Origin of the sequence: Saccharothrix australiensis (genome assembly GCF_003634935.1) — a bacterium.
Classification (GTDB): Bacteria; Actinomycetota; Actinomycetes; order Mycobacteriales; family Pseudonocardiaceae; genus Actinosynnema; species Actinosynnema australiense.
Genome location: NZ_RBXO01000001.1, coordinates 6,143,419 through 6,161,747 on the forward strand (window position 1 = coordinate 6,143,419; position 18,329 = coordinate 6,161,747).

Below are 18,329 nucleotides of genomic sequence, written 5' to 3' on the forward strand. Positions count from 1 at the left end.
CAAAGACGATCAAGCGGTGTTGGATCATGTCGGTCGTGGTGCGTCGTCATGAGCTGTCGGATGTCGAGTGGGCTGTGCTGTCGCGGTTTCTGCCGGTTTCCGGGACCGCAGGAAGGCCCCGCTCGGACGACCGTGTGGTGCTGAACGGGATCGTGTGGAAGTTGCGGACCGGCTCGGCCTGGCGGGACGTGCCGGAGCGCTACGGCTCCTGGCAGACCCTTTACACCCGTTTCCGCAGGTGGGCGTTGGACGGGACGTTCTCGCGGATGCTGCGGGCGGTCCAGGCGGAGAGCGAGGCCGCCGGTGACCTGGACTGGTTGGTGTCGGTCGATTCCACGATCGTGCGGGCCCACCAGCACGCCGCCGGAGGCAAAAGGGGGCACGCGACGACGGCGAGGCGGGTGATCACGCCCTCGGTCGATCCCGCGGTGGGCTGAGCACCAAGCTCCACCTGGCCTGCGACGGGAGGGGCCGCCCGCTCGGATTCGTGCTGTCGGGCGGCAACACCAACGACTGCACCCGCTTCGAGCAGGTGATGGAGGCGATCCGTGTCCCCCGGATCGGGCCGGGCCGTCCGCGAACCCGCCCCGACCACGTGATCGCGGACAAGGGCTACAGCTCACGCAGGATTCGCGCCTACCTGCGAGGGCGGGGCATCCGGCACACGATCCCCGAGCGTGTCGACCAGGTCAACGGCCGCCTGAACCGCGGTTCGCGCGGTGGCCGCCCGCCCGCCTTCGACCGCCGCACCTACCGGCTGCGCAATGTGGTCGAACGCTGCTTCAACCGGCTCAAGCAGTGGCGCGGCCTGGCCACGCGCTACGACAAGACCCAAGAGTCCTACCAGGCCGCTGTCACCATCGCTTCGATCCTGCTCTGGATCTGATCTTTGAAGACGAGCCCTAGCGCCGGCGGGCGCGCCGCGGTCCCGCCCGGCGCGGCACGGCGTGACCGCCGCCGGTCACCGGTCCACGGGCACCGCTGCCACGTGCACCGGTTCCAGGGGCCCGCGTCCGCGGGCATCGGGTCCACGCGCATCACCGGACCACCGACGCGGCCAGACCGAACGCACCGCCGGACCACCCGCGCGGCCGGGTCACTCGCCGCGCCGCGCCCGGACCTCGTCCTCCAGCTCGGCCGCCCGCCGGTGCTCGCCCGCCGCCCGCAGCGTCACCGCCAGGTTCGCCGCCGACTTCAGGGTGTCCGGGTGGTCGTCGCCGAGCACGCGCCGGAAGCGCGCCAGCGTCTCCTCCCCCACCGACCGCGCGCGCCGGTGGTCGCCGACCTCGCGCAGGTCGATCGACACGTTGTGCGCCGACGCCAGCGTCTCCGGGTGGTCCTCGCCCAGCACGCGCCGCCGGCGCGCCAGCGTGTCCTCGTCCATCCGCAGCGCGCGTTCGTACTCGCCGACCTCGGTCAGGCAGACGCTGAGGTTGTTGGCGGAGATGAGCGTCTCGGGGTGGTCGTCGCCGAGCAGCCGGCGGCGGCGCGCCAGGGTGTCCTCGTTCAGCCGGCGCGCCTGGTCGCCCTCGCCCATCCACTGGAGCACGTTGGCGAGGTTGGTGGCCGCCATGAGCGTCGTGGGGTCGTCGTCGCCCGACACCTTCTTGAGGCGCGCCAACGTGTCCTCGCCCAGCACGCGGGCGCGCTCGTAGTCCTCCGCCTCGCGCAGGGTGTCCGCGAGCCCTGCGGCCATCGACAGCGTGTCGGTGTCGTCCGCGCCGAGGCGCCCGCGGGTGTCGCCGTAGGCGCGTTCCTGGAGCACGACGGCCTGGCGGGGCTCGCCGCGCGCGGCCAGGTAGGTGCCGGCGGCGTAGAGCAGCCACGACGCGCTGTCCGCGATCGCGTCCGGCGCGCGACCGGCCGCGGTGGCCTCCAGGACGTGCGGCAGCAGCTGCCGCCACCACGGCCACACCGCCGGGTTGTTCCACGAGTCCGGCGTGGCGGCGGACAGCAGGCGCACGGCGGTGAGCGGCCAGTCGCCCGACGACCGGTCGCGCAGCAGCGCGGCCGGGACGCGGTGCAGGTGCAGGCTGTCCGGCGCGACCCGCGCCATCGCGCGGCGGCGGATCGTGGCCAGGGTCTCGGCCAGCGCGAGCGGGTCGGCGGCGGTGCGGCGCAACGGGTCCGGCAGCCGGTCCGGGTGCTCGGTGAGCAGCGTCAGCGGCACCGGCTCGGGCGCGAGCCAGGCCAGCAGCTCCAGCACCTGCACCGCCGCCGGGTCGTCCTGCGCCAGCCGGTCGAAGGCCACCGCCCACGACGCGGCGAGCGACACCGGGTAGCCGCCGGTGCCGTCGCCCCGCGCCAGGACGTCGCCCGCGCGGTCGGCGAGCAGCCGGAGGTAGGCGTCCGGGGTCAGCGGCGTGTCGGCCAGCAGCGCCGCCGCCTGGTCCACCGCCAGCGGCAGGTCGCCCAGCGCCTCGGCCAGCCGGTACGCGTCGGCCGTCGACACCCGCGGCGCGCGGGAGCACAGCACCCGCACCGACTCCGCGCGGGTGAACTCCGCGACCTCCATCGGCGCGGCGATGTCGGCCCAGTCCGGGTTGCGCGAGGTGATCACCACGTGGCCCGGCCCGCCGGGCAGGAACGGGGCCAGCGCCGCCGGGTCCTCCGCGTTGTCGAAGACCAGCAGCCACCGGCCGTGCGCGCGCAGCCCGCCCCACAGCCGCGCCACCGCCGTGCCCGCGCCGTCGGACGCGTCGGCGAGGTCGAGCACGCGGGCCAGCTCGGCGAGGCGGTCGGGCACCAGTTCCGGCGACTCCGACGGCACCCACCACGCGATGTCGTAGTCGTCCGCGAACCGGTGCGCGTACTCCAGGGCGACGGTGGTCTTGCCGACGCCGCCCATGCCGCGCACCGCGCGCACCACCGTCGGCGTCCGGGCGAGCAGCCCCCGGCGCAACGCGGTGAGCAGTTCCTCGCGGCCGGTGAAGCGGGCGAACCGCGCGGGCACGCCCCACACGCGGCCGACCGCGCCGTCGCGGGCCCTCGGCAGCGCGGTCAGCGCGTGGAGCACGGCCGTCTCCGCCTGGTCGGGGGTGGAGAAGGTCGCGGTGGTGGTGCCGCTGCCGCGCAGCCGGGCGCGGAAGCCCTCCTGGCGCGCGCCGTGCTGCGGGTCGCGGAACAGCCCGGCGGGGCCCTCCGCGTCGTCGTCCAGGAGGAAGACCAGCCGGGGCAGGCCCGCCGCGCCTGCCGCCTCGTACTCCAGCTCGGTGTAGGACAGCTCGGGGCGGTCGCGGACCGGCGAGCCGTAGCGGAAACCGGCCAGCAGCACGTAGACGTCGGCGGCGGCCACCGCTTCCCGGCACACGGCCTCGGGTTCCGAGTCGCGGGCGGCGAAGTAGGCCATGTCGGAGACCGCGTCGCCCGCGCGCCCGACGGCCGACTCGACGGCCGCGACGAACGACCGCCCGGCCGGGTAGCGGCGCAGCTCGGACGTGTGGCTGATGAACACCCGCCGCGGCGTACCGTTCGGCATCCGGACCTCCTCGTGCACGTCCTACCACCCCGGCCGGGACAATCCCAGGCACAACAGCGGAGAGCACCGGTCCGGTGGACTTCCCGGTCGGCGTTCACCGCGTCCGTGCGGTTTCCCGTGCGGGACCCGCGGTCGTGCCCCGCCTCCCGAACCCGCCTCCCGAACCCCGCAGCCGCGCCGGACGCGCGGCCCACAGGCCGTGCAGCCCGCAACCGCGCCCCGCGCGCTCCCGCGACCGGGTCACGCGTGCTTTCCCCGCGACCGGGGCGCGTGCTTCTCCCGCGACCGCATTACGCGCGCTTCTCCCGCGACCGCGTCACGCGCCCGCACGAGGCGGTTCCCCGGTGCCCCCACGGGGTACCCGCCCGGCATGAGGTGGCGCATCGGGGTCGTGGCGGCGGCGGTGGCCGCCGTGGTCGTGCTGGTCGCGGCGTTCCTCGTGGTGCCGCGCATCGGCACGGACGCGGTCGACCGCAGCCACCCGGCCGTCCTCCAGTCGCTGCGGGAGCTGAGCCAGTTCCACGCCGCCGCGGGCGAGTACCAGGTCGTGCTGGACATCGAGCACGACGTCCGGTACGTGCCGGACGTGCTCGCCGGTCAGCGGACGCTGTTCGTCGCGGCCGGCTCGGTCAACGCCTACGTCGAGTTCGGCGACCTCGCCGACGGCGCGCTGAAGGTGTCGCCGGACGGCGAGTCGATCGAGGTGGCGCTGCCGACCCCGGTGCTGGACAAGCCGAACCTGCACCAGGAGCGGTGTTACGTGTTCGCCCAGGAGCGCGGCCTGGTCGACCGGCTGGCCGCGCTCGTCGAGACCCGCGACCAGCAGCCGTTCTACGTCGCCGCCGAGCAGAAGATCGCCGACGCCGCGCGGGAGTCCGGCCTGGTCGGGCGGGCCGAGGAGAGCGCGCGCAAGATGCTGTCCGGGATGCTCGGCGGGCTGGGCTACCGGGTGCGGTTCACCGACGCCGGGTAGGCTCACCGCCCGATGAGGCGCAAGCTCCGGCCGCCGCTGCCCCAGCGCCACGGCCTCGACCCCGCACGCCTGCGGCTGCCCGACGAGGGGCCGTGGGCCACGCTCCGCGACCACTTGGTGGCGCGGCTGCCGAGGGTCGCCCCGGAGCGCATCGACCTGATGCTGGCGCAGGGCCGGATCGTCGACCTCGACGGCCCGGTCGCGCCGGACGCGCCGTTCGCGCCCGGCACGTCGGTGTGGTTCCACCGCGACCTGCCCGACGAGGCGCCGGTGCCGTTCGGGATCGGGGTCGTGCACCGCGACGACGCCATCCTGGTCGTGGACAAGCCCCACTTCCTGGCCACGATCCCGCGCGGCAGCCACGTCGTGGAGACCGCCCTGGTGCGGCTGCGCCGGGAGCTCGGGCTGCCGGACCTCAGCCCGGCGCACCGGCTGGACCGGGTCACCGCCGGGCTGGTGATGTTCGTGGTGGACCCCGCGCTGCGCGGCCGGTACCAGACGTTGTTCCGGGACCGCTTGGTGCACAAGGAGTACGAGGCGATCGCACCGCATGACCCGGAGCTGGCGCTGCCCCGCACGGTGCGCAGCCGCATCGTGAAGGTCAAGGGCGTCATCACCGCGCAGGAGGTCGACGGGCCGGCCAACGCGGAGACGCGCGTCGAGCTGCTCGACCACCGGGACGGCTGGGGCCGCTACCGGCTCACGCCGCTGACGGGCCGCACGCACCAGCTCCGGCTGCACATGGCCGCGCTGGGCGTGCCGATCCGCCACGACGACTTCTACCCGGTGCTGCGGGAGAAGCCGCTGGACGACTTCACGAACCCGCTGCAACTCCTGGCGAAGGTCCTGGAGTTCACCGATCCGGTGACCGGGGCGCGCCGCCGGTTCGAGAGCGGGCTGCGCCTCGACCTCGGCTGACCCCGGCCGCCGCCGCTGCGGGCGCCGACCCCGGCCGCCGCTACTCCAGGTAGCCCAGCATCTGCGAGATCTGCCCGGTGCGGGAGTGGAAGATCCGCTCCGCCAACGCCTTCGCCTGCGGGTTGACGCCGCCCTCGCGCTCCAGCTTGGCGATCTCCACCGCGTTGTGCTGGTGGGCGATGAGCACGTTGAGGAACTCCTTCTCGAAGTCGCCCGACTCGGCCCTCGCCAGCGCCGCGATGGCCTCCGGGCTGGTGGAGTGGTCGCCGCCGTGCCCGGCGTGCAGCTGCGGGTCGTCGTCCGCGGACTCGGGCTGATTCCAGTCGTGCAGCCACTTGAGCATCGAGTCCACTTCGGACAGCTGTGTGACCTCGATGGCGGACGCGAGGTTCTTGATGTCGGCGCGCACCGGCCGGTCCTTGGCCAGCTTGACGATCTCCAGGCCGGACTTGTGGTGCGGCACGGCCATGTGCAGGAACATCACGTCGACCGGGTTGAACTCGTTGGTCTCCACGACCGTCGACACCGGTCCGGTGGGTGCGGGCACTTCGCTACCGCTGCCGATGCCGCAGCCGGCGACCAGCAGCAGGCCGACGAGTGCGGTCGTGAGGCGTCGCATGATCGTCCCCTCCTCGGGAGAACGGGGAAAGGCCCGTCCGCGCGGTGGGCACAGGGGCGCGGACGGGCTGTTCGCGGTCTTCTACAGTCGCTGCCAAAGGGACGCGACGTTCGGCGGTTCCCAGCCGGCCAGCGAGGTGTGGGCCTGGAGGCAGCGGTAGGACGCGCCGCCGTAGGTCACCTGCGTGCCCGGCGAGTAGGAGACGCCCACCGCCCACTCGCCGGCCGACGGCGGCGTGGTGGTCGTCGTGGGCGCGGTGGTGGTCGTGGGCGCGGTCGTGGTCGTGGGCGCGGTCGTGGTCGTGGGTTCGGTGGTGGTCGTCGGGCCGGGGCCGCCACCGGGGCCGACCTGGAGGTCGACGCAGTTGTAGAACGCCATCGCGGTGTCGGCGATGTTCCAGATGGCCAACAGCTTGATGCGGCCGGTGCGGCCACCGAGGCTGACGTTGTGCTTGACGGTCTTGCCCGGCTGGCGGCCGTGGTCGTTGAACTCGGCGATCTTGCTGCCGCCGACGAAGTACTGCCACGTGGTGGTGGAGTGGTTGGCGAGGATCGCCCAGTTGAACGAGACGGTGTCGCCGACCGAGGTGGCGGGCCACGCCTTGCGGTCGTCGTTCAGGGGCGCCCAGCGGGCGTCGCCGCCGTGGCAGTTCTGCTGCCCCTTGGGGCCCTCGACGCTCCCCGGTTCGTAGATGATGTCACCGCAACCGGAGACGCGACCCGCGAAGCACATCGCCTGTCGGCTCGGCGGTGAGGTGATGTAGCCATGCGCACTCGCCGTTCCCGCCGTCACCACGACGATGAACGGAGCAATGCCCACGCCGGCGAGAACCGCCGCGAGCTTGCGTTTCAGGCTCATTGTCCAGCGCTCCTTCGGAGGAGACCCTTGGGGTCTCCAGGGCAGGGTCCTGTCCGCGGCGGCCGGGCACACGCCGGGCGGTGTGACCGTCCGCAGGGAGGCGGTCACGCTCGGCAATGTGGTCTAGACCATAATCCTGATCGTCACCGCGGTCAAGAATGCGAACGGACTGGGCCGTTCGGCCGCGCTCCCCGGCAGGACCCCGCCTCCGCGACTCGCGTACCCCGCGACCGCCGCCCGCCGCCGAACCGCCCCGGCAGGCGTCGCCGTCGTCCGGATTCGACGACCGGCCGCGCCCGGCGACCCGGCCGACCGTCGAGTCCTGTGTGGACGGTCCGGGTGGCGGCGTCGCCCGCGCCGGGACAGGGCGGTGCGGGCGGAGCCGCTACCGGGAATCCCCTACAGCCGTTGCCACAGGGAGGCCACGTTCGGCGGTTCCCAGCCCGTCAGCGAGGTGTGGGCCTGGAGGCAGCGGTAGGACGCGCCGCCGTAGGTCACCTGCGTGCCCGGCGAGTAGGAGACGCCCACCGCCCACTCGCCGGCCGACGGCGGCGTGGTGGTCGTCGTGGGTCGCGTGGTGGTGGTGGTCGGCGCGGTGGTCGGCGTCGGCTCGCTGGTGGTCGTCGGGCCGGGGCCGCCGGAACCGACCTGGAGGTCCACGCAGGCGTAGAAGGCCATCGCCGTGTCGGCGATGTTCCAGACGGCCAGCACCTTCACCCGGCCGGTGCGACCGCCCAGGCTCACGTTGTGCTTGACCGACGAGCCGGGCAGGCGACCGCGGTCGTTGAACTCCGCGATCTTGCTGCCGCCGACGAAGTACTGCCACGTGCTGGTGGCGTGGCGGACGGTGATGGTCCAGTTGAACGGCACCGTGTCGCCCACCGACGTGGCGGGCCACGCCTTGCTGTCGTTGCTGAGCGGCGCCCAGCGGCTGTCCCCGGCGTGGCAGTTCTGCTGGCCCTTCGGGCCTTCCACGCTCTGCGGTTCGTAGATGATGTCACCGCAGCCGGAGACGCGACCCGAGGCGCACATCGCCTGCCGACTGGGCGGCGAGGAGACGTAGCCGTGCGCGCTCGCCGATCCCGCCGACACGACGACGATGAACGGTGCGATGCCCACGCCGGCGAGAACCGCCGCGAGCTTGCGTTTCAGGCTCATTGTCCAGCTCCTTCGGAGGAAACCCCGAGGGGCTTCCCTGGGCAGGGTCCGATCCGCGGCGGCCGGGCGCACGCCGGTCGTGACCGCCCGCAGGGAGGCGGGCACGCACGGCAATGTGGTCTAGACCATAATCGTGAAGGCCGGCCGGGTCAAGGAGGCGGACCGGCGGTCCGGCCCGCCGCGACGCGGTGCGGCGCGGCCGGCGACCGCCGAACGGCCCCGCGCCGGCGCGACCGGACGGCCCCGCGCGGACGGCCCCGCACGGCCGGTTCCGCACGGACGGCCCCGCACGGCCGGCCCCGCACCGCCGGTTCCGCACGGCCGGTTCCGCACGCGCCGCTCGCGGCAGCGCCGCACGCGCGGAGCCGCCGGGGCGGTGCGCGCCGATCCCGGCGGGCACCGCCCCGGTCGTGCTCGGCGGGTGGCGGGCACCGCGCCGGTGGGCGTCAGCAGGTCAGGTTGTTGCCGGGCGAGACGCCCAGCAGACCCGCGAACCGCTGGTAGGCGTTGACGCGGCTCTGCACCTGAGCGGGGTTGCGGCCGTCGCACTCCAGCGCGCCGTTGATGCTGCGGATCGTCTGGCCGAAACCGTGGCCGTTGACCATCGCGTTGTGCGGGGTCATGGTGCCGGGCCCGTTCTGGGTGTTCCAGTACCAGAGGCCGGTCTGCCAGGCGACCGCCGGGTCGTTCTGCACCAGGTACGGGTTGGTCAGCAGCGGCAGGCCCAGCGCGTCGCCGGCCGCCTTGTAGTTGAAGTTCCAGCTGAGCTGGATCGGGCCGCGACCGTAGTACGCCGCCTGCCCCGCCGGGCAGCCGTAGGGCTGGGACTTGTCGCAGTAGTGCGGGTAGTTGGCCTGGTTCTGCTCCACGATGTGCACCAGGCCGCCGGTCTCGTGGTTGACGTTGGCCAGGAAGGCCGCCGCCTCCTGCCGCTTCACGGTGTCGCTGCCGGTGTTCGCGAAAGCCGGGTAGGAGCGGAGCGCCGCCGTCAGGCCGGCGTAGGTGTAGAACGGGTTCCGGTTCGGGAACATCTGCTGGAAGACGGCCTCGGAGACGACGAAACCACCGGGCTGGGGCGGGTTCGTGGTGGTCGGCCCGCCGTCGCACTTGGTGTACGGGTCCCAGTACCAGGTGGAGATCACCGGGTCGTAGCCGGGGTTGTCGTGCTCGGCGACGTAGTACTTGCCGTCGGTGTACCGGACGATGCTGCCCGCGGCGTAGAACTGCCCGGCCACCCAGGCCGGGTGGTTGCACGACGTGGGCGGTGGCGTCGTGGAGCCGCCGCAGGCGCCCTGGTCGGCCCAGACCGGCGCCGAGCCCGGCGTCTCGTTCTGGGTCCACCACTTCGCCGACCAGTTGTGACCGTTGTGGGACGCCGTCGCGCCGCCGGTGTAGGCGGTGGACGGGCTCCAGGCGGTCGCACAGGTGGCGGCGGTGGCCGTGGTCGTGGCCACCGCGACGGTCAGCGCCGCCCCGACCACGATGGTGGCGATCGCCGCCACCACGCGGATTCTGGACACGTGGTCCCCCTCTTCCTTGAGGTCGTCGGATGTGACGCCGGCCACTCAACCCGAGTGGTCTGGACCAGGTCAAGGGTGGTTGACACGGTCTGCCCGGACATGCAGCGCCGCGCGCGGTAAAGGCATCGCCGCTGGTCGAAGGGGCAACGACGCTGCATCCACGGGCACCGCCCGCCGCCGCGCCGCTGCGGAATTTCCTCCGACGTCAACGTTTTCGCCCGATGCCGGGGTCCCGTCACGTCGCGATCCCCGCCGGGGCAGTGCTTTTCGCCGTCGGCGGGGAGCCCGCCGACGGCGGCGCGATCACGCCGTGTGCTCGACCAGCCGCTCGATCACCAGGTCCCACACGCCCCTCGGCAGTTCGTGCCCGGTGTCCGGCAGCACCACCAGGGTCGCGTCGGGGATCTCCGCCGCCGGCGCTTCCCCGTGCCCCGGCGGGACCAGCGGGTCGGCGTCGCCGTGCAGGACCAGCGTCCGCGCCCGCACCTCGCCCAGCCGGTGCCGCCACGGCCCGTCGCCGCCCAGCCGCGTGTGGTTGGCGGCGGACGCCGGGTGGGGCGAGCGGTCGAACACCCGCCCGGCCGGCGCGCGGGCCGCGTCCTCGTCGACCGGGCGCGGTCCCCGGAACGGGCGCTCGGCCGCGACCAGGTGCTCGACCACCGACTCGCGCGACGACCAGTCCGGCTCCGGTGTGCCGCCCGCCGCGAAGTGCGCCACCGGGGACGGCGCCACGGGCGGGAGGTCCGGGTGGCCGGGCCCCGTCGGGCCGGCGGCGACCAGGGTCAGCGTGAGCACGCGCTCCGGGTGCTCCAGGGCGATCAACTGCCCGATGCCGCCGCCCATCGACAGGCCGACCACGTGGGCCCGCGCGACGCCCAGCGCGTCCAGCACGCCGACCGCGTCCGCGACGAGGTCCTCGAACGCGTAACCGGGTTCGCCCGGCGGGTAGGCGGTGGACCGCCCGGTGTCGCGGTGGTCGTAGCGGATCACGTGCCGCCCGTGCGCCGCCGGCCGCGCGCAGAAGTCGTCCTCCCACAGGAGCATCGACCCGGTCGCGCCCATGACCAGCAGCACGGCCGGGTCGTCCGGCGACCCGAAGGTCTCCGCGCACAGGTCGATCCCGTTGACGCTCAGCATCCGTTCCGTCACATCGCCACGGTAGCCTCGGCGACCAGTTCGACCTGGCGGAACCGGTCCTCGGTGAACGGCATCGCGACGATCCGGTCCGCGCCCGCGTCGGCGAGGGCGGCGAACCGCTCGGCGGCCTGCGCGACCGACCCGGTGACGACCACCTCGCGGGCCACGTCCTCGGGCAGCCCGTAGTCGGTCATCCCCCGGACGCGCCCGTCGACCACCGACGCGGGCACGTCGCCGAGCGCCACGCTCACGCCGACCGTCACGCCCGGCGCGGGTCGGCCGTGCGCGGCGGCCAACTCCGCCAGCCGCCGCACACCCGACGCGACGGACCGCCGCGGCACGAACGCCGGGTACCAGTGGTCGCCGAACCTGGCGGCGCGGCGCAGCGCGGCGGCCGTGCCGCCGCCGACGAGCACCGGCGGCATGGTCGCGCCGGGCCGCAGCGCGACCGGTTCGCCGTGCAGTTCGACGGGTTCGCCGCGGACCAGCCGGGGCAGTACCTCCAACGCGGCGTCGGTGCGCGCGCCGCGCTCGGCGAACGGCACGCCCACCGCGTGCCACGCGGCCTCGCCGTGCGCCTCGCCGCCGCTGCCCACGCCGAGCAGCACGCGGTCGCCGGAGAGGTGTTGCAGGGTCGCGATCTGCTTGGCCGCCCACGCCGGCCCGCGCAACGCCGGCACCAGCACGCCGAACCCGAGCTTGATCCGGGTCGTGACGGCGGCGACCGTCGCGTGCACCAGCGTGGCGTCCAGGAACGGGTTCACGGGGATCAGATGGTCGCCGTGCCACAGCGACTCCAGCCCGAGGCCCTCGGCGTGCTGGGCGTGGGCGACGAGGTCCGCGCCGTGGCCGGGCAGCGTGACACCGACGTCCATCAGCGCACCTCCAACAGCGTCTTGCCGACGGTGCCGCGGGATTCGATGGCGGCGTGCGCGTCGGCCGCGCGCTCCAGCGGGAACCGCTGCCCGACGACCGGCCGCAGCACGCCCTCGGCGGCTTGGCGCAGCGCGGTGGCGACCAGTTCCCGCAGCTGTTCCGGCGTCGGCCGGGAACCGCGCACCAGCGTCACACCCCGCTCGGCGGCCCGCGCCGGGTCGACGTCGGCCCACTCGCCGCCGGCGAGGCCGTAGCTGAGCATCCGGCCGCCGGGTGCGAGCAGCTCGAACGCCGAGCGGGCCGTCGCGCCGCCGACGCCGTCGAAGAGCACGTCCACCGGCTCGACCCGCGTCGGCCAGTCGGCGGCGAGGTAGTCGACCACCTCGTCCGCGCCCAGCTCGCGCACGACGTCTCCCTTGCGCGCGCCGCCCGCCGCGCCGACCACGACCGCGCCACCGGCCTTCGCCGCCTGCACGAGCAGCGTGCCGACGCCGCCCGCCGCCGCGAGCACCAGCACCCGCCGGCCCGCCACCGGGCCGACCGCGCGGAGGTTGAGCAGCGCCGTCCGGCCGTCGGCCAGCAGCGCGACCGCCGCGTCCAGCGGCACCCCGTCCGGCACGACGACGGCGCCCGCCGCGTCCACCGCCGCCCGCTCGGCGTAGCCGCCCTGCCCGCCGGTCGACGCGACGACCGGCCGGCCGAGCAGCCCCGGGTCCGCTCCGGGTCCGACGCGCGTCACGACGCCGCCCACGCCGTTGCCGAGGATCGCGGGCGGTCGCGCGGTGAACGGCCCCTGCCCGCTGCGCCGGTACTGCGTCTCGACGAAGGTGGTGTTGGCGTAGGCCACCTCCACCAGCACCTGCCCCGGCCCGGCCTCGGGCTCCGGCGCGTCACCCGCCACCAGCACCTCGGGACCGCCGAACCCCGTCAACCACACCGCGCGCATCCGTTCCCCCCTGGGGCCGTTCCGACTGTGGGGGTCAGCCTGGTACCTCCAGCAAGCTGGAGGTCAACACCGCGGGCCCACCGGGTCGGTCAGGCCGCGCCGCCCGCGGCCTTGAGGACGTCGAGGAACTCCGCCGCGCCGCCGTCGATGAAGTTGTGCGTCGCGTCGAGGTCGCGCACCCGCCACGTCGGGTCGTCCCGGAACCTGTCGCGGAACCGCGTGAACGGGCTGTTCGGCATGTTCTTCGCGTACAGGTACCAGCGATCGGTGATCTTGTCGACGGCGCCGGTCAACCGCGCCCGCTGGAGCAGCGACGCCAGCGGGTGGGCGAAGGCGCGGGGATCGAAGACCGGCAGCGGCGCGACCGTGCGGCCGTCCGCCGCCGCGCCGGTGATGTACCACTCGCGGAGCGGGCCGTTGACCAGGTCCCACACCGACTGGTCGTGCGCGGGCACCACCGCGTCGACGTAGACGAGGGCCTTCACCTTCTCCGGCGCGCGGTCCGCGACGGTGGTGATCACCATGCCGCCGTAGCTGTGCCCGGCCAGGACCACCTCGTCCAGGTCCGCCACCAGCTCCAGCACCTGCTCGGTGTGCTCCTCCAGGTTCCCGTCCCGGCTCAGGGTCGGCGCGTGCACCTCGTGGCCGAGGTCGCGCAGCTCGGTGGTGATCGGGTCGTAGTACCAGCCGCCGTGGCAGGCGCCGGGGATCAGCACGTAGGTCGTCATGGGCCCGACACTAGGGACGCTTTAGGACATAGGATGTCCGTGATGAACATGCCCGCGCGGATGTTGCGACTCTTGTCACTCCTCCAGGGCCGGCGCGGGTGGACCGGCGCGGAGCTGGCCGGCCGGCTCGGCGTGACCGACCGGACGGTGCGGCGCGACATCGACCGGCTGCGGGAGCTGGGCTACCCCGTCGAGGGCACGACGGGCACGGCGGGCGGCTACCGGCTGGCGTCCGGGCGGGACCTGCCGCCGCTGCTGCTCGACGACGACGAGGCGGTGGCCGTCGCCGTGGGGCTGCGCACCGCCGCCGGCGTCGACGGCATCGAGGACAGCGCGGTCCGGGCGCTGGCCAAGGTCGAGCAGGTGCTGCCGGACCGGCTGCGGCGGCGGATCAGGGCGGTCGGCGCGGCCATCGCCCGGATACCGCTGGGCGACGGCCCGGTGTCCGACCCGGCGGCGCTGGGCGTGCTGGCGGCGGCGTGCCGGGACCGGGAGGTGGTGCGGTTCGCGCACCGCGGCGTCGAGCGGAAGGTCGAGCCCGTCAAGCTCGTCACCGCGGTGCGCCGGTGGTACCTGCTCGCCTACGACCCGGCCAAGCGGGACTGGCGGACGTTCCGCGTCGACCGGATGGGCACGCCCACGCCGACCGGCCACCGGTTCCCGGCGCGTCGGCCACCCGAGGAGCCGGCCGCCTTCGTGGCGCGCGCGCTGACCACCGCGCCCTGCCGGTACGCGGCGACCGCGCTGGTGCGGGCGCCCGCCGACGTCGTCGCGGCCCGGCTCGTGGTGGCGCTGCCGGGCAAGGTGGTACCGGTGACCGCCCGCACGTGCCGCGTCCACCTGCGCGCGAACGCCATCGAGCCCATCGCCGCCGACCTGCTGCTGATCGGCGCCGACTACGCGCTCGACGCGCCGGACGACGTGCGCGCGGCGCTGGCCGCGTGCGCCCGGCGGCTCACCGGTACGCGTCCTGACCCGCCGGCCGCACCAGGATCTCGTTGACGTCCACAGTGGACGGCTGGGACACCGCGTACAGCACGGCCCGCGCGACGTCGGCGGGCGCGAGCTTCGGGTCGCCCAGCCGGGACGCCGGGATGCCGCCGGTGTCGGTCAGGCCGGGCTGCACGAGCGTCACCCGGACGCCCGTGCCGACGCACTCGGCGCGGATCGCCTGCGCCAGCCCGGTGACCGCCCACTTGGTCGCGGCGTACAGGTTGCCCGGCCGCACGCCGCGCCCGGCCGCCGACCCGGTCAGCACCAGGTGGCCGCCGCTGCGGATCAGCGCGGGCAGCGCGGCCCGCGCCGTGAACGCCGGGCCGCACACGTTGGTCAGCACCATGTCGCTCCACTGCGACGGCGGCGCGCCCTGCGAGGACGTGAACGAGGTGACGACGCTGGTGCCCGCGTTCGCGAACACCACGTCCAGCCGGCCCCACTCCTCCTCGACCCGGCCCACCAGCGCGGCGAGCTGCTCCCACGCCCGCACGTCGCAGGACGCCACCCAGACCCGGTCCGGACCGCCCAGCCGCGCGGCCCGTTCGGCCAGCTCCCCGATGTCCCGCGCGGTCAGCACCAGCCGGTAGCCCGCCTCGGCCGCGAGCTGCGCGGTGGCCAGCCCGATGCCGCGGGAGGCCCCGGTGATGAGGAATACCCCTTCGCCCATGTCGGCAGGCTACTGCCGGATCGATCACGCCACCGCGCTGCACCGGTCGGCGGCACGGCGGAGGGCCCGACGGCGCAGGCGCGACGGCCGGGAGCGGGGACGACGCGCGACCACCCGCCCGACCGCGCGCCCGGCCGTTCGCCCGACCCGCCGGGCCGGCGCTCCGACCCGGCGTGACCGGGCGGCCTGCTCGACCACCCCCGCCACGCCGCGCCCGGCCACCCGAGCGCGCCACGCGCCCGCCCCCGCCACGCCGCCTGTCCGACCTCGCGGACCGGCCGTCGCTCGGCGGCACGCCCGACGGCCGCTCGTCCGCGCGGCCCGGCCGTCCGCCGGACCACACGTGAGGCCGCCACACGTCCGCCGGGGCGCTGCTCCCCTCTCAGGTCCGGCGGGGGAGAATCGGGAAAAACACCACGCGGTGTGTATCCGGCGGGACTGCGCGTGGTCTTCTTCAAGGGAACATTCGGGGGAATGGGAGGCTCGGGATGACCGAGCTGCTGCACTTGCACGCCGAGCGGCGGGGCGTGCGGCCGCCCCTGCGGGGGTCGCGGGAGATCCAGGGCAACGTGCTGGCCGCGTTCAACAAGGACTACCAGCAGTTCCGGTTCGTGCGGTTCACCGACGCGCGGCTGGGGCGTACGTGGCTCGCCGCCATGCTGGGCCACGTCTCGGTCACCGCGGACGTGGAGGACTTCAACGAGGCGTTCTCGCTGGGCCGCGCCCTGTTCGGCGGCGACCCGCGGAGCCTGCGGGCCACCTGGACCAACCTGTCGCTGACGCCGGCGGGCCTGCTCCGGCTGGCCGTGAACCCCGAGGCCGTCGAACGCGACCTGCGGGCGCGCGACCCGGAGCTGGTCGAGGGTGCCGAGGCGCGGGCCGCGTTCACCGGGGACGACCCGGAGGAGTGGCGGTTCGGCCGGGACGACGCGCCGGTCCACGCCGTGGTCACGGTCGCCTCGGACACCGGCGAGCGGCTCCAGGCCCTCGACGCGCTGCTCGACCTGCTGGACGACCTGCTGGGCGTGGTCAAGGTGCACGTGGAGAACGCGGGCACGCTGCCCGGCGAGCACCGCGGCCGGGAGCACTTCGGGTACAAGGACGGCATCTCGCAGCCGGGGGTGCGGGACTTCCACGAGGAGGACCCGAATCGTCCGGGGCACCGGCTGGGGCACGCGGGCGCGCTGCTGGTCGCGCCGGGCGAGTTCGTGTTCGGCTACGACACCGAGCGCGGCGACGAGGGCGACCGGACGGCGCGGTGGTTGCGGGACGGGTCGATCCAGGTCGTCCGGCGGCTGACGCAGGACGTGCGGGGCTGGCGGCGGGCGGTCGAGGAGCACGCCGCGGCGCTGGGCACCACCGCCGAGGAGGCGGGCGCGCTGCTGATCGGGCGGCACCGCGACGGCCGCCCGCTGGCCTCGCCCGCCGCGGGCGCGCCGGGCCTCGGGCCGGACCGCAACGACTTCGACTACGCCGACGACCCGCGTGGCGCGAGCACGCCGTGCGCGGCGCACATCCGCAAGACCAACCCGCGCTCGTTCACCTTCCGCGACCCGCGCCAGCGGCGCATCCTGCGGCGCGGCGTCCCGTTCGGGCCGCCGTACGACGCGGACCCGCGCGCCGAGCGCGGGCTGGTGTTCGTCGCCCACTGCACGTCGATCAAGGAGCAGTTCGAGTTCCAGCAGCGGGTCTGGGCGGGCAACCCGGACTTCGCGGGCGGCGAGGACGGCGCGCCCACCGGCACCGACCCGGTGATCGGCGGCGCCGGCGAGGCCCGGTTCGAGACGCCGGAGGCCGCCGCGACCCTGACGTTCCACCGGTTCGTCCGCACGACGGGCGCGCTGTACGCCCTCGTCCCGTCGATCAGCACGCTCCGGCTGCTGGCGGCGGGTCGGGAGCTGCCCCGGTAGGGGCGCGCGGGGGGCCGGCCGTGGCCGCCGTCCACGACCGGCCCCCAAGCGCACCTCCCGCGCTCCCCCGCGCTCCCCCCGCTCCCCCCGCTTCCCGCGCTCCCCCCGCGCCCGGCGCGGTACCGCCGCAAGGGCACGCCCCACACGGCACCGCACGAGGCACGCCCCGTACGGCACCGCGCGAGGCACGGCTCGTGCGGCAACCGTCACAAGGCACGCCTCGTGCGGCACGGCCTGGACACGACTCCTCGACGGCCGCGCGTCCACCGACCCGACCGGCCATCCGCGCCGACCCCGTCGCGGCCGGTCGGTTGGCCCCGAGCCGCCGACCACCCGGCGGACTACCCTCGGTCGTCCAGGGCCGTGGAGGAGTCGACGTGGCAGCGCGGCAGGTCACGCTGGCCGAGGTGGCCGAGCACGCGGGCGTCTCGCTCGCGACGGCCTCCCGCGTGCTCAACGGCAGCACCCGCCAGGTCGGCGACGAGCTGCGCGACCGCGTCCGGGGCGCGGCGGACGACCTCGGCTACCTCCCGAACGCCTCGGCCCAGGCGCTGGCCCGCAACAGCAGCGTCCTGGTCGGCCTGGTGGTCCACGACATCGCCGACCCGTACTTCTCGGGCATCGCCGCCGGCGTGACCCGCGTCGCCGAGCAGGCCGGCCTGGTCGTCGCGCTCGGCACCACCGGCCGTGACGCCGACCGCGAGGTGCACCTGGTCACGGCGTTGCGGGCGCACCGGCCGCGGGCGCTGGTGGTCGCGGGCAGCCGCACCACCGACCGGCACGCCGTGGGCAGGCTCGCCGCCGAACTCGCCGCGTTCGCCGACCAGGGCGGCCGGGTCGCGTGCGTCTCGCAGGCCAGGCTGGGCGTCGACGCGGTGGTGCCCGCGAACCGGGGCGGCGCGCGGGCGTTGGCGCGGGAGCTGGTCGGGCTGGGGCACCGCCGGTTCGCCGTGCTCGCCGGGCCGCCGGACCTGGTCGTGGCGCGCGACCGCGTGGCCGGGTTCCGGGCGGGTCTCGCCGACGCGGGCGTCGGCGGGCCGACCGCGCTGCACTGCGCGTTCAGCCGGGACGGCGGGTACGCGGCGGTGGCCGACCTGCTCGCCGCGCGGACCGGCGCGACCTGCGTGTTCGCCGTGAACGACGTGATGGCGGCGGGCGCGGTGGCGGCGCTGCGGCACCGCGGCGTGCGGGTGCCCGAGGACGTGTCCGTCGCGGGGTTCGACGACATCCCGACCATGCGCGACCTGGTGCCCGGCCTGAGCACGGTCCGGCTGCCGCTGGAGGAGATGGGCGAACGGGCCGCGCGGCTGGTGCTGGACGACGCCTGCGGCCCACCGCGCACGGTCCGCGTGGCGGGCGAGGTGGTGCTGCGCGCGAGCACGTCGTCACCCACCGGATCCGGACTGCGCTGACCGGCGTCGACTCTCTAAACTGGACGAGCAGACCGACCACCCCCGTCGAGGAGTGATCCCTCCCGTGCGCGACGCGCAATCGCCTGGTCGCAGTACCGAGCCGGGTCCGACACCCGGCTACCCGCAAGGTCCG

At 75.0% G+C, this 18,329-nt stretch carries 16 protein-coding genes; 6 read left to right on the top strand and 10 right to left on the bottom strand.

The annotated features are described in order from the left end of the window. The first annotated feature begins 38 nt into the window (after positions 1 to 38). Positions 39 to 886 (top strand): IS5 family transposase gene (locus C8E97_RS25915; protein WP_121012388.1). Its coding sequence is split into 2 segments (ribosomal slippage): positions 39 to 392 and positions 395 to 886, totalling 846 coding nucleotides; the frame shifts between segments, so codons are not numbered across the junction. 210 nt (positions 887 to 1,096) lie between these two features. Here C8E97_RS25915 and fxsT read toward each other — a convergent pair. Beyond that, positions 1,097 to 3,478: an FxSxx-COOH system tetratricopeptide repeat protein gene (gene fxsT, locus C8E97_RS25920; RefSeq protein WP_147455237.1), complete on the bottom strand. Its 2,382-nt coding sequence runs from the start codon at positions 3,476 to 3,478 to the stop codon at positions 1,097 to 1,099. Between the two features lie 370 nt (positions 3,479 to 3,848). On the opposite strand from fxsT, the gene C8E97_RS25925 reads away from it, so the two are divergent. Then, entirely contained in the window at positions 3,849 to 4,451 is a 603-nt protein-coding gene (locus tag C8E97_RS25925) for a DUF4230 domain-containing protein (RefSeq protein ID WP_121008060.1), read from the top strand. A gap of 12 nt (positions 4,452 to 4,463) precedes the next feature. Continuing rightward, entirely contained in the window at positions 4,464 to 5,369 is a 906-nt protein-coding gene (locus tag C8E97_RS25930) for an RluA family pseudouridine synthase (protein ID WP_121008061.1), read from the top strand. A 40-nt stretch (positions 5,370 to 5,409) separates the two neighbouring features. Here the strand turns inward: C8E97_RS25930 and C8E97_RS25935 are convergent, their stop codons facing one another. The 8 genes from C8E97_RS25935 to C8E97_RS25970 all read right to left on the bottom strand — a co-directional run bounded on the left by C8E97_RS25935 (position 5,410) and on the right by C8E97_RS25970 (position 13,211). Beyond that, entirely contained in the window at positions 5,410 to 5,988 is a 579-nt protein-coding gene (locus tag C8E97_RS25935) for a DUF305 domain-containing protein (RefSeq protein WP_121008062.1), read from the bottom strand. Positions 5,989 to 6,069: 81 nt separating this feature from the next. Beyond that, complete coding sequence (locus C8E97_RS25940; RefSeq protein ID WP_121008063.1) at positions 6,070 to 6,846, bottom strand: lytic polysaccharide monooxygenase; 777 nt, start codon at positions 6,844 to 6,846, stop codon at positions 6,070 to 6,072. Between the two features lie 399 nt (positions 6,847 to 7,245). Beyond that, positions 7,246 to 8,004, bottom strand: a complete 759-nt coding sequence (locus C8E97_RS25945) for a lytic polysaccharide monooxygenase (RefSeq protein WP_121008064.1) — start codon at positions 8,002 to 8,004, stop codon at positions 7,246 to 7,248. Between the two features lie 446 nt (positions 8,005 to 8,450). Beyond that, complete coding sequence (locus C8E97_RS25950; RefSeq protein WP_121012391.1) at positions 8,451 to 9,524, bottom strand: glycoside hydrolase family 19 protein; 1,074 nt, start codon at positions 9,522 to 9,524, stop codon at positions 8,451 to 8,453. A 303-nt stretch (positions 9,525 to 9,827) separates the two neighbouring features. Beyond that, positions 9,828 to 10,673, bottom strand: coding sequence for an alpha/beta fold hydrolase (locus C8E97_RS25955; RefSeq protein WP_211347137.1), 846 nt, complete (start codon positions 10,671 to 10,673; stop codon positions 9,828 to 9,830). Beyond that, positions 10,670 to 11,536 carry an LLM class flavin-dependent oxidoreductase gene (locus C8E97_RS25960; protein ID WP_121008065.1) on the bottom strand — a complete coding sequence of 289 codons (867 nt, stop codon included), beginning with the start codon at positions 11,534 to 11,536 and terminating at the stop codon, positions 10,670 to 10,672. Before C8E97_RS25960 ends, C8E97_RS25955 begins: the two co-directional genes overlap by 4 nt. Then, entirely contained in the window at positions 11,536 to 12,483 is a 948-nt protein-coding gene (locus tag C8E97_RS25965; protein WP_121008066.1) for a zinc-binding dehydrogenase, read from the bottom strand. Before C8E97_RS25965 ends, C8E97_RS25960 begins: the two co-directional genes overlap by 1 nt. Before the next feature lie 89 nt (positions 12,484 to 12,572). Beyond that, positions 12,573 to 13,211: an alpha/beta fold hydrolase gene (locus C8E97_RS25970; protein WP_121008067.1), complete on the bottom strand. Its 639-nt coding sequence runs from the start codon at positions 13,209 to 13,211 to the stop codon at positions 12,573 to 12,575. A 42-nt stretch (positions 13,212 to 13,253) separates the two neighbouring features. Between C8E97_RS25970 and C8E97_RS25975 the strand changes: the two genes are divergently transcribed. Then, positions 13,254 to 14,213, top strand: a complete 960-nt coding sequence (locus tag C8E97_RS25975; protein ID WP_246019168.1) for a helix-turn-helix transcriptional regulator — start codon at positions 13,254 to 13,256, stop codon at positions 14,211 to 14,213. Here the strand turns inward: C8E97_RS25975 and C8E97_RS25980 are convergent. Beyond that, positions 14,167 to 14,874, bottom strand: a complete 708-nt coding sequence (locus C8E97_RS25980; protein ID WP_121008068.1) for an SDR family oxidoreductase — start codon at positions 14,872 to 14,874, stop codon at positions 14,167 to 14,169. The two genes, C8E97_RS25975 and C8E97_RS25980, sit on opposite strands and share 47 nt — an antisense overlap. 488 nt (positions 14,875 to 15,362) lie before the next feature. Here C8E97_RS25980 and C8E97_RS25985 point away from each other — a divergent pair, with 488 nt between their 5' ends. Beyond that, positions 15,363 to 16,784: a Dyp-type peroxidase gene (locus C8E97_RS25985; RefSeq protein WP_121008069.1), complete on the top strand. Its 1,422-nt coding sequence runs from the start codon at positions 15,363 to 15,365 to the stop codon at positions 16,782 to 16,784. 377 nt (positions 16,785 to 17,161) lie between these two features. Further along, entirely contained in the window at positions 17,162 to 18,196 is a 1,035-nt protein-coding gene (locus C8E97_RS25990) for a LacI family DNA-binding transcriptional regulator (RefSeq protein WP_121008070.1), read from the top strand. The last annotated feature ends 133 nt before the right edge of the window (positions 18,197 to 18,329 follow it).

Bases quoted from the DNA above. Each gene is read 5' to 3' on its own strand.
- fxsT (WP_147455237.1), bottom strand. From the start codon at position 3,478: ATGCCGAACGGTACGCCGCGGCGGGTGTTCATCAGCCACACGTCCGAG.
- C8E97_RS25925 (WP_121008060.1), top strand. From the start codon at position 3,849: ATGAGGTGGCGCATCGGGGTCGTGGCGGCGGCGGTGGCCGCCGTGGTC.
- C8E97_RS25930 (WP_121008061.1), top strand. From the start codon at position 4,464: ATGAGGCGCAAGCTCCGGCCGCCGCTGCCCCAGCGCCACGGCCTCGAC.
- C8E97_RS25935 (WP_121008062.1), bottom strand. From the start codon at position 5,988: ATGCGACGCCTCACGACCGCACTCGTCGGCCTGCTGCTGGTCGCCGGC.
- C8E97_RS25940 (WP_121008063.1), bottom strand. From the start codon at position 6,846: ATGAGCCTGAAACGCAAGCTCGCGGCGGTTCTCGCCGGCGTGGGCATT.
- C8E97_RS25945 (WP_121008064.1), bottom strand. From the start codon at position 8,004: ATGAGCCTGAAACGCAAGCTCGCGGCGGTTCTCGCCGGCGTGGGCATC.
- C8E97_RS25960 (WP_121008065.1), bottom strand. From the start codon at position 11,536: ATGGACGTCGGTGTCACGCTGCCCGGCCACGGCGCGGACCTCGTCGCC.
- C8E97_RS25965 (WP_121008066.1), bottom strand. From the start codon at position 12,483: ATGCGCGCGGTGTGGTTGACGGGGTTCGGCGGTCCCGAGGTGCTGGTG.
- C8E97_RS25970 (WP_121008067.1), bottom strand. From the start codon at position 13,211: ATGACGACCTACGTGCTGATCCCCGGCGCCTGCCACGGCGGCTGGTAC.
- C8E97_RS25975 (WP_246019168.1), top strand. From the start codon at position 13,254: ATGAACATGCCCGCGCGGATGTTGCGACTCTTGTCACTCCTCCAGGGC.
- C8E97_RS25980 (WP_121008068.1), bottom strand. From the start codon at position 14,874: ATGGGCGAAGGGGTATTCCTCATCACCGGGGCCTCCCGCGGCATCGGG.
- C8E97_RS25985 (WP_121008069.1), top strand. From the start codon at position 15,363: ATGACCGAGCTGCTGCACTTGCACGCCGAGCGGCGGGGCGTGCGGCCG.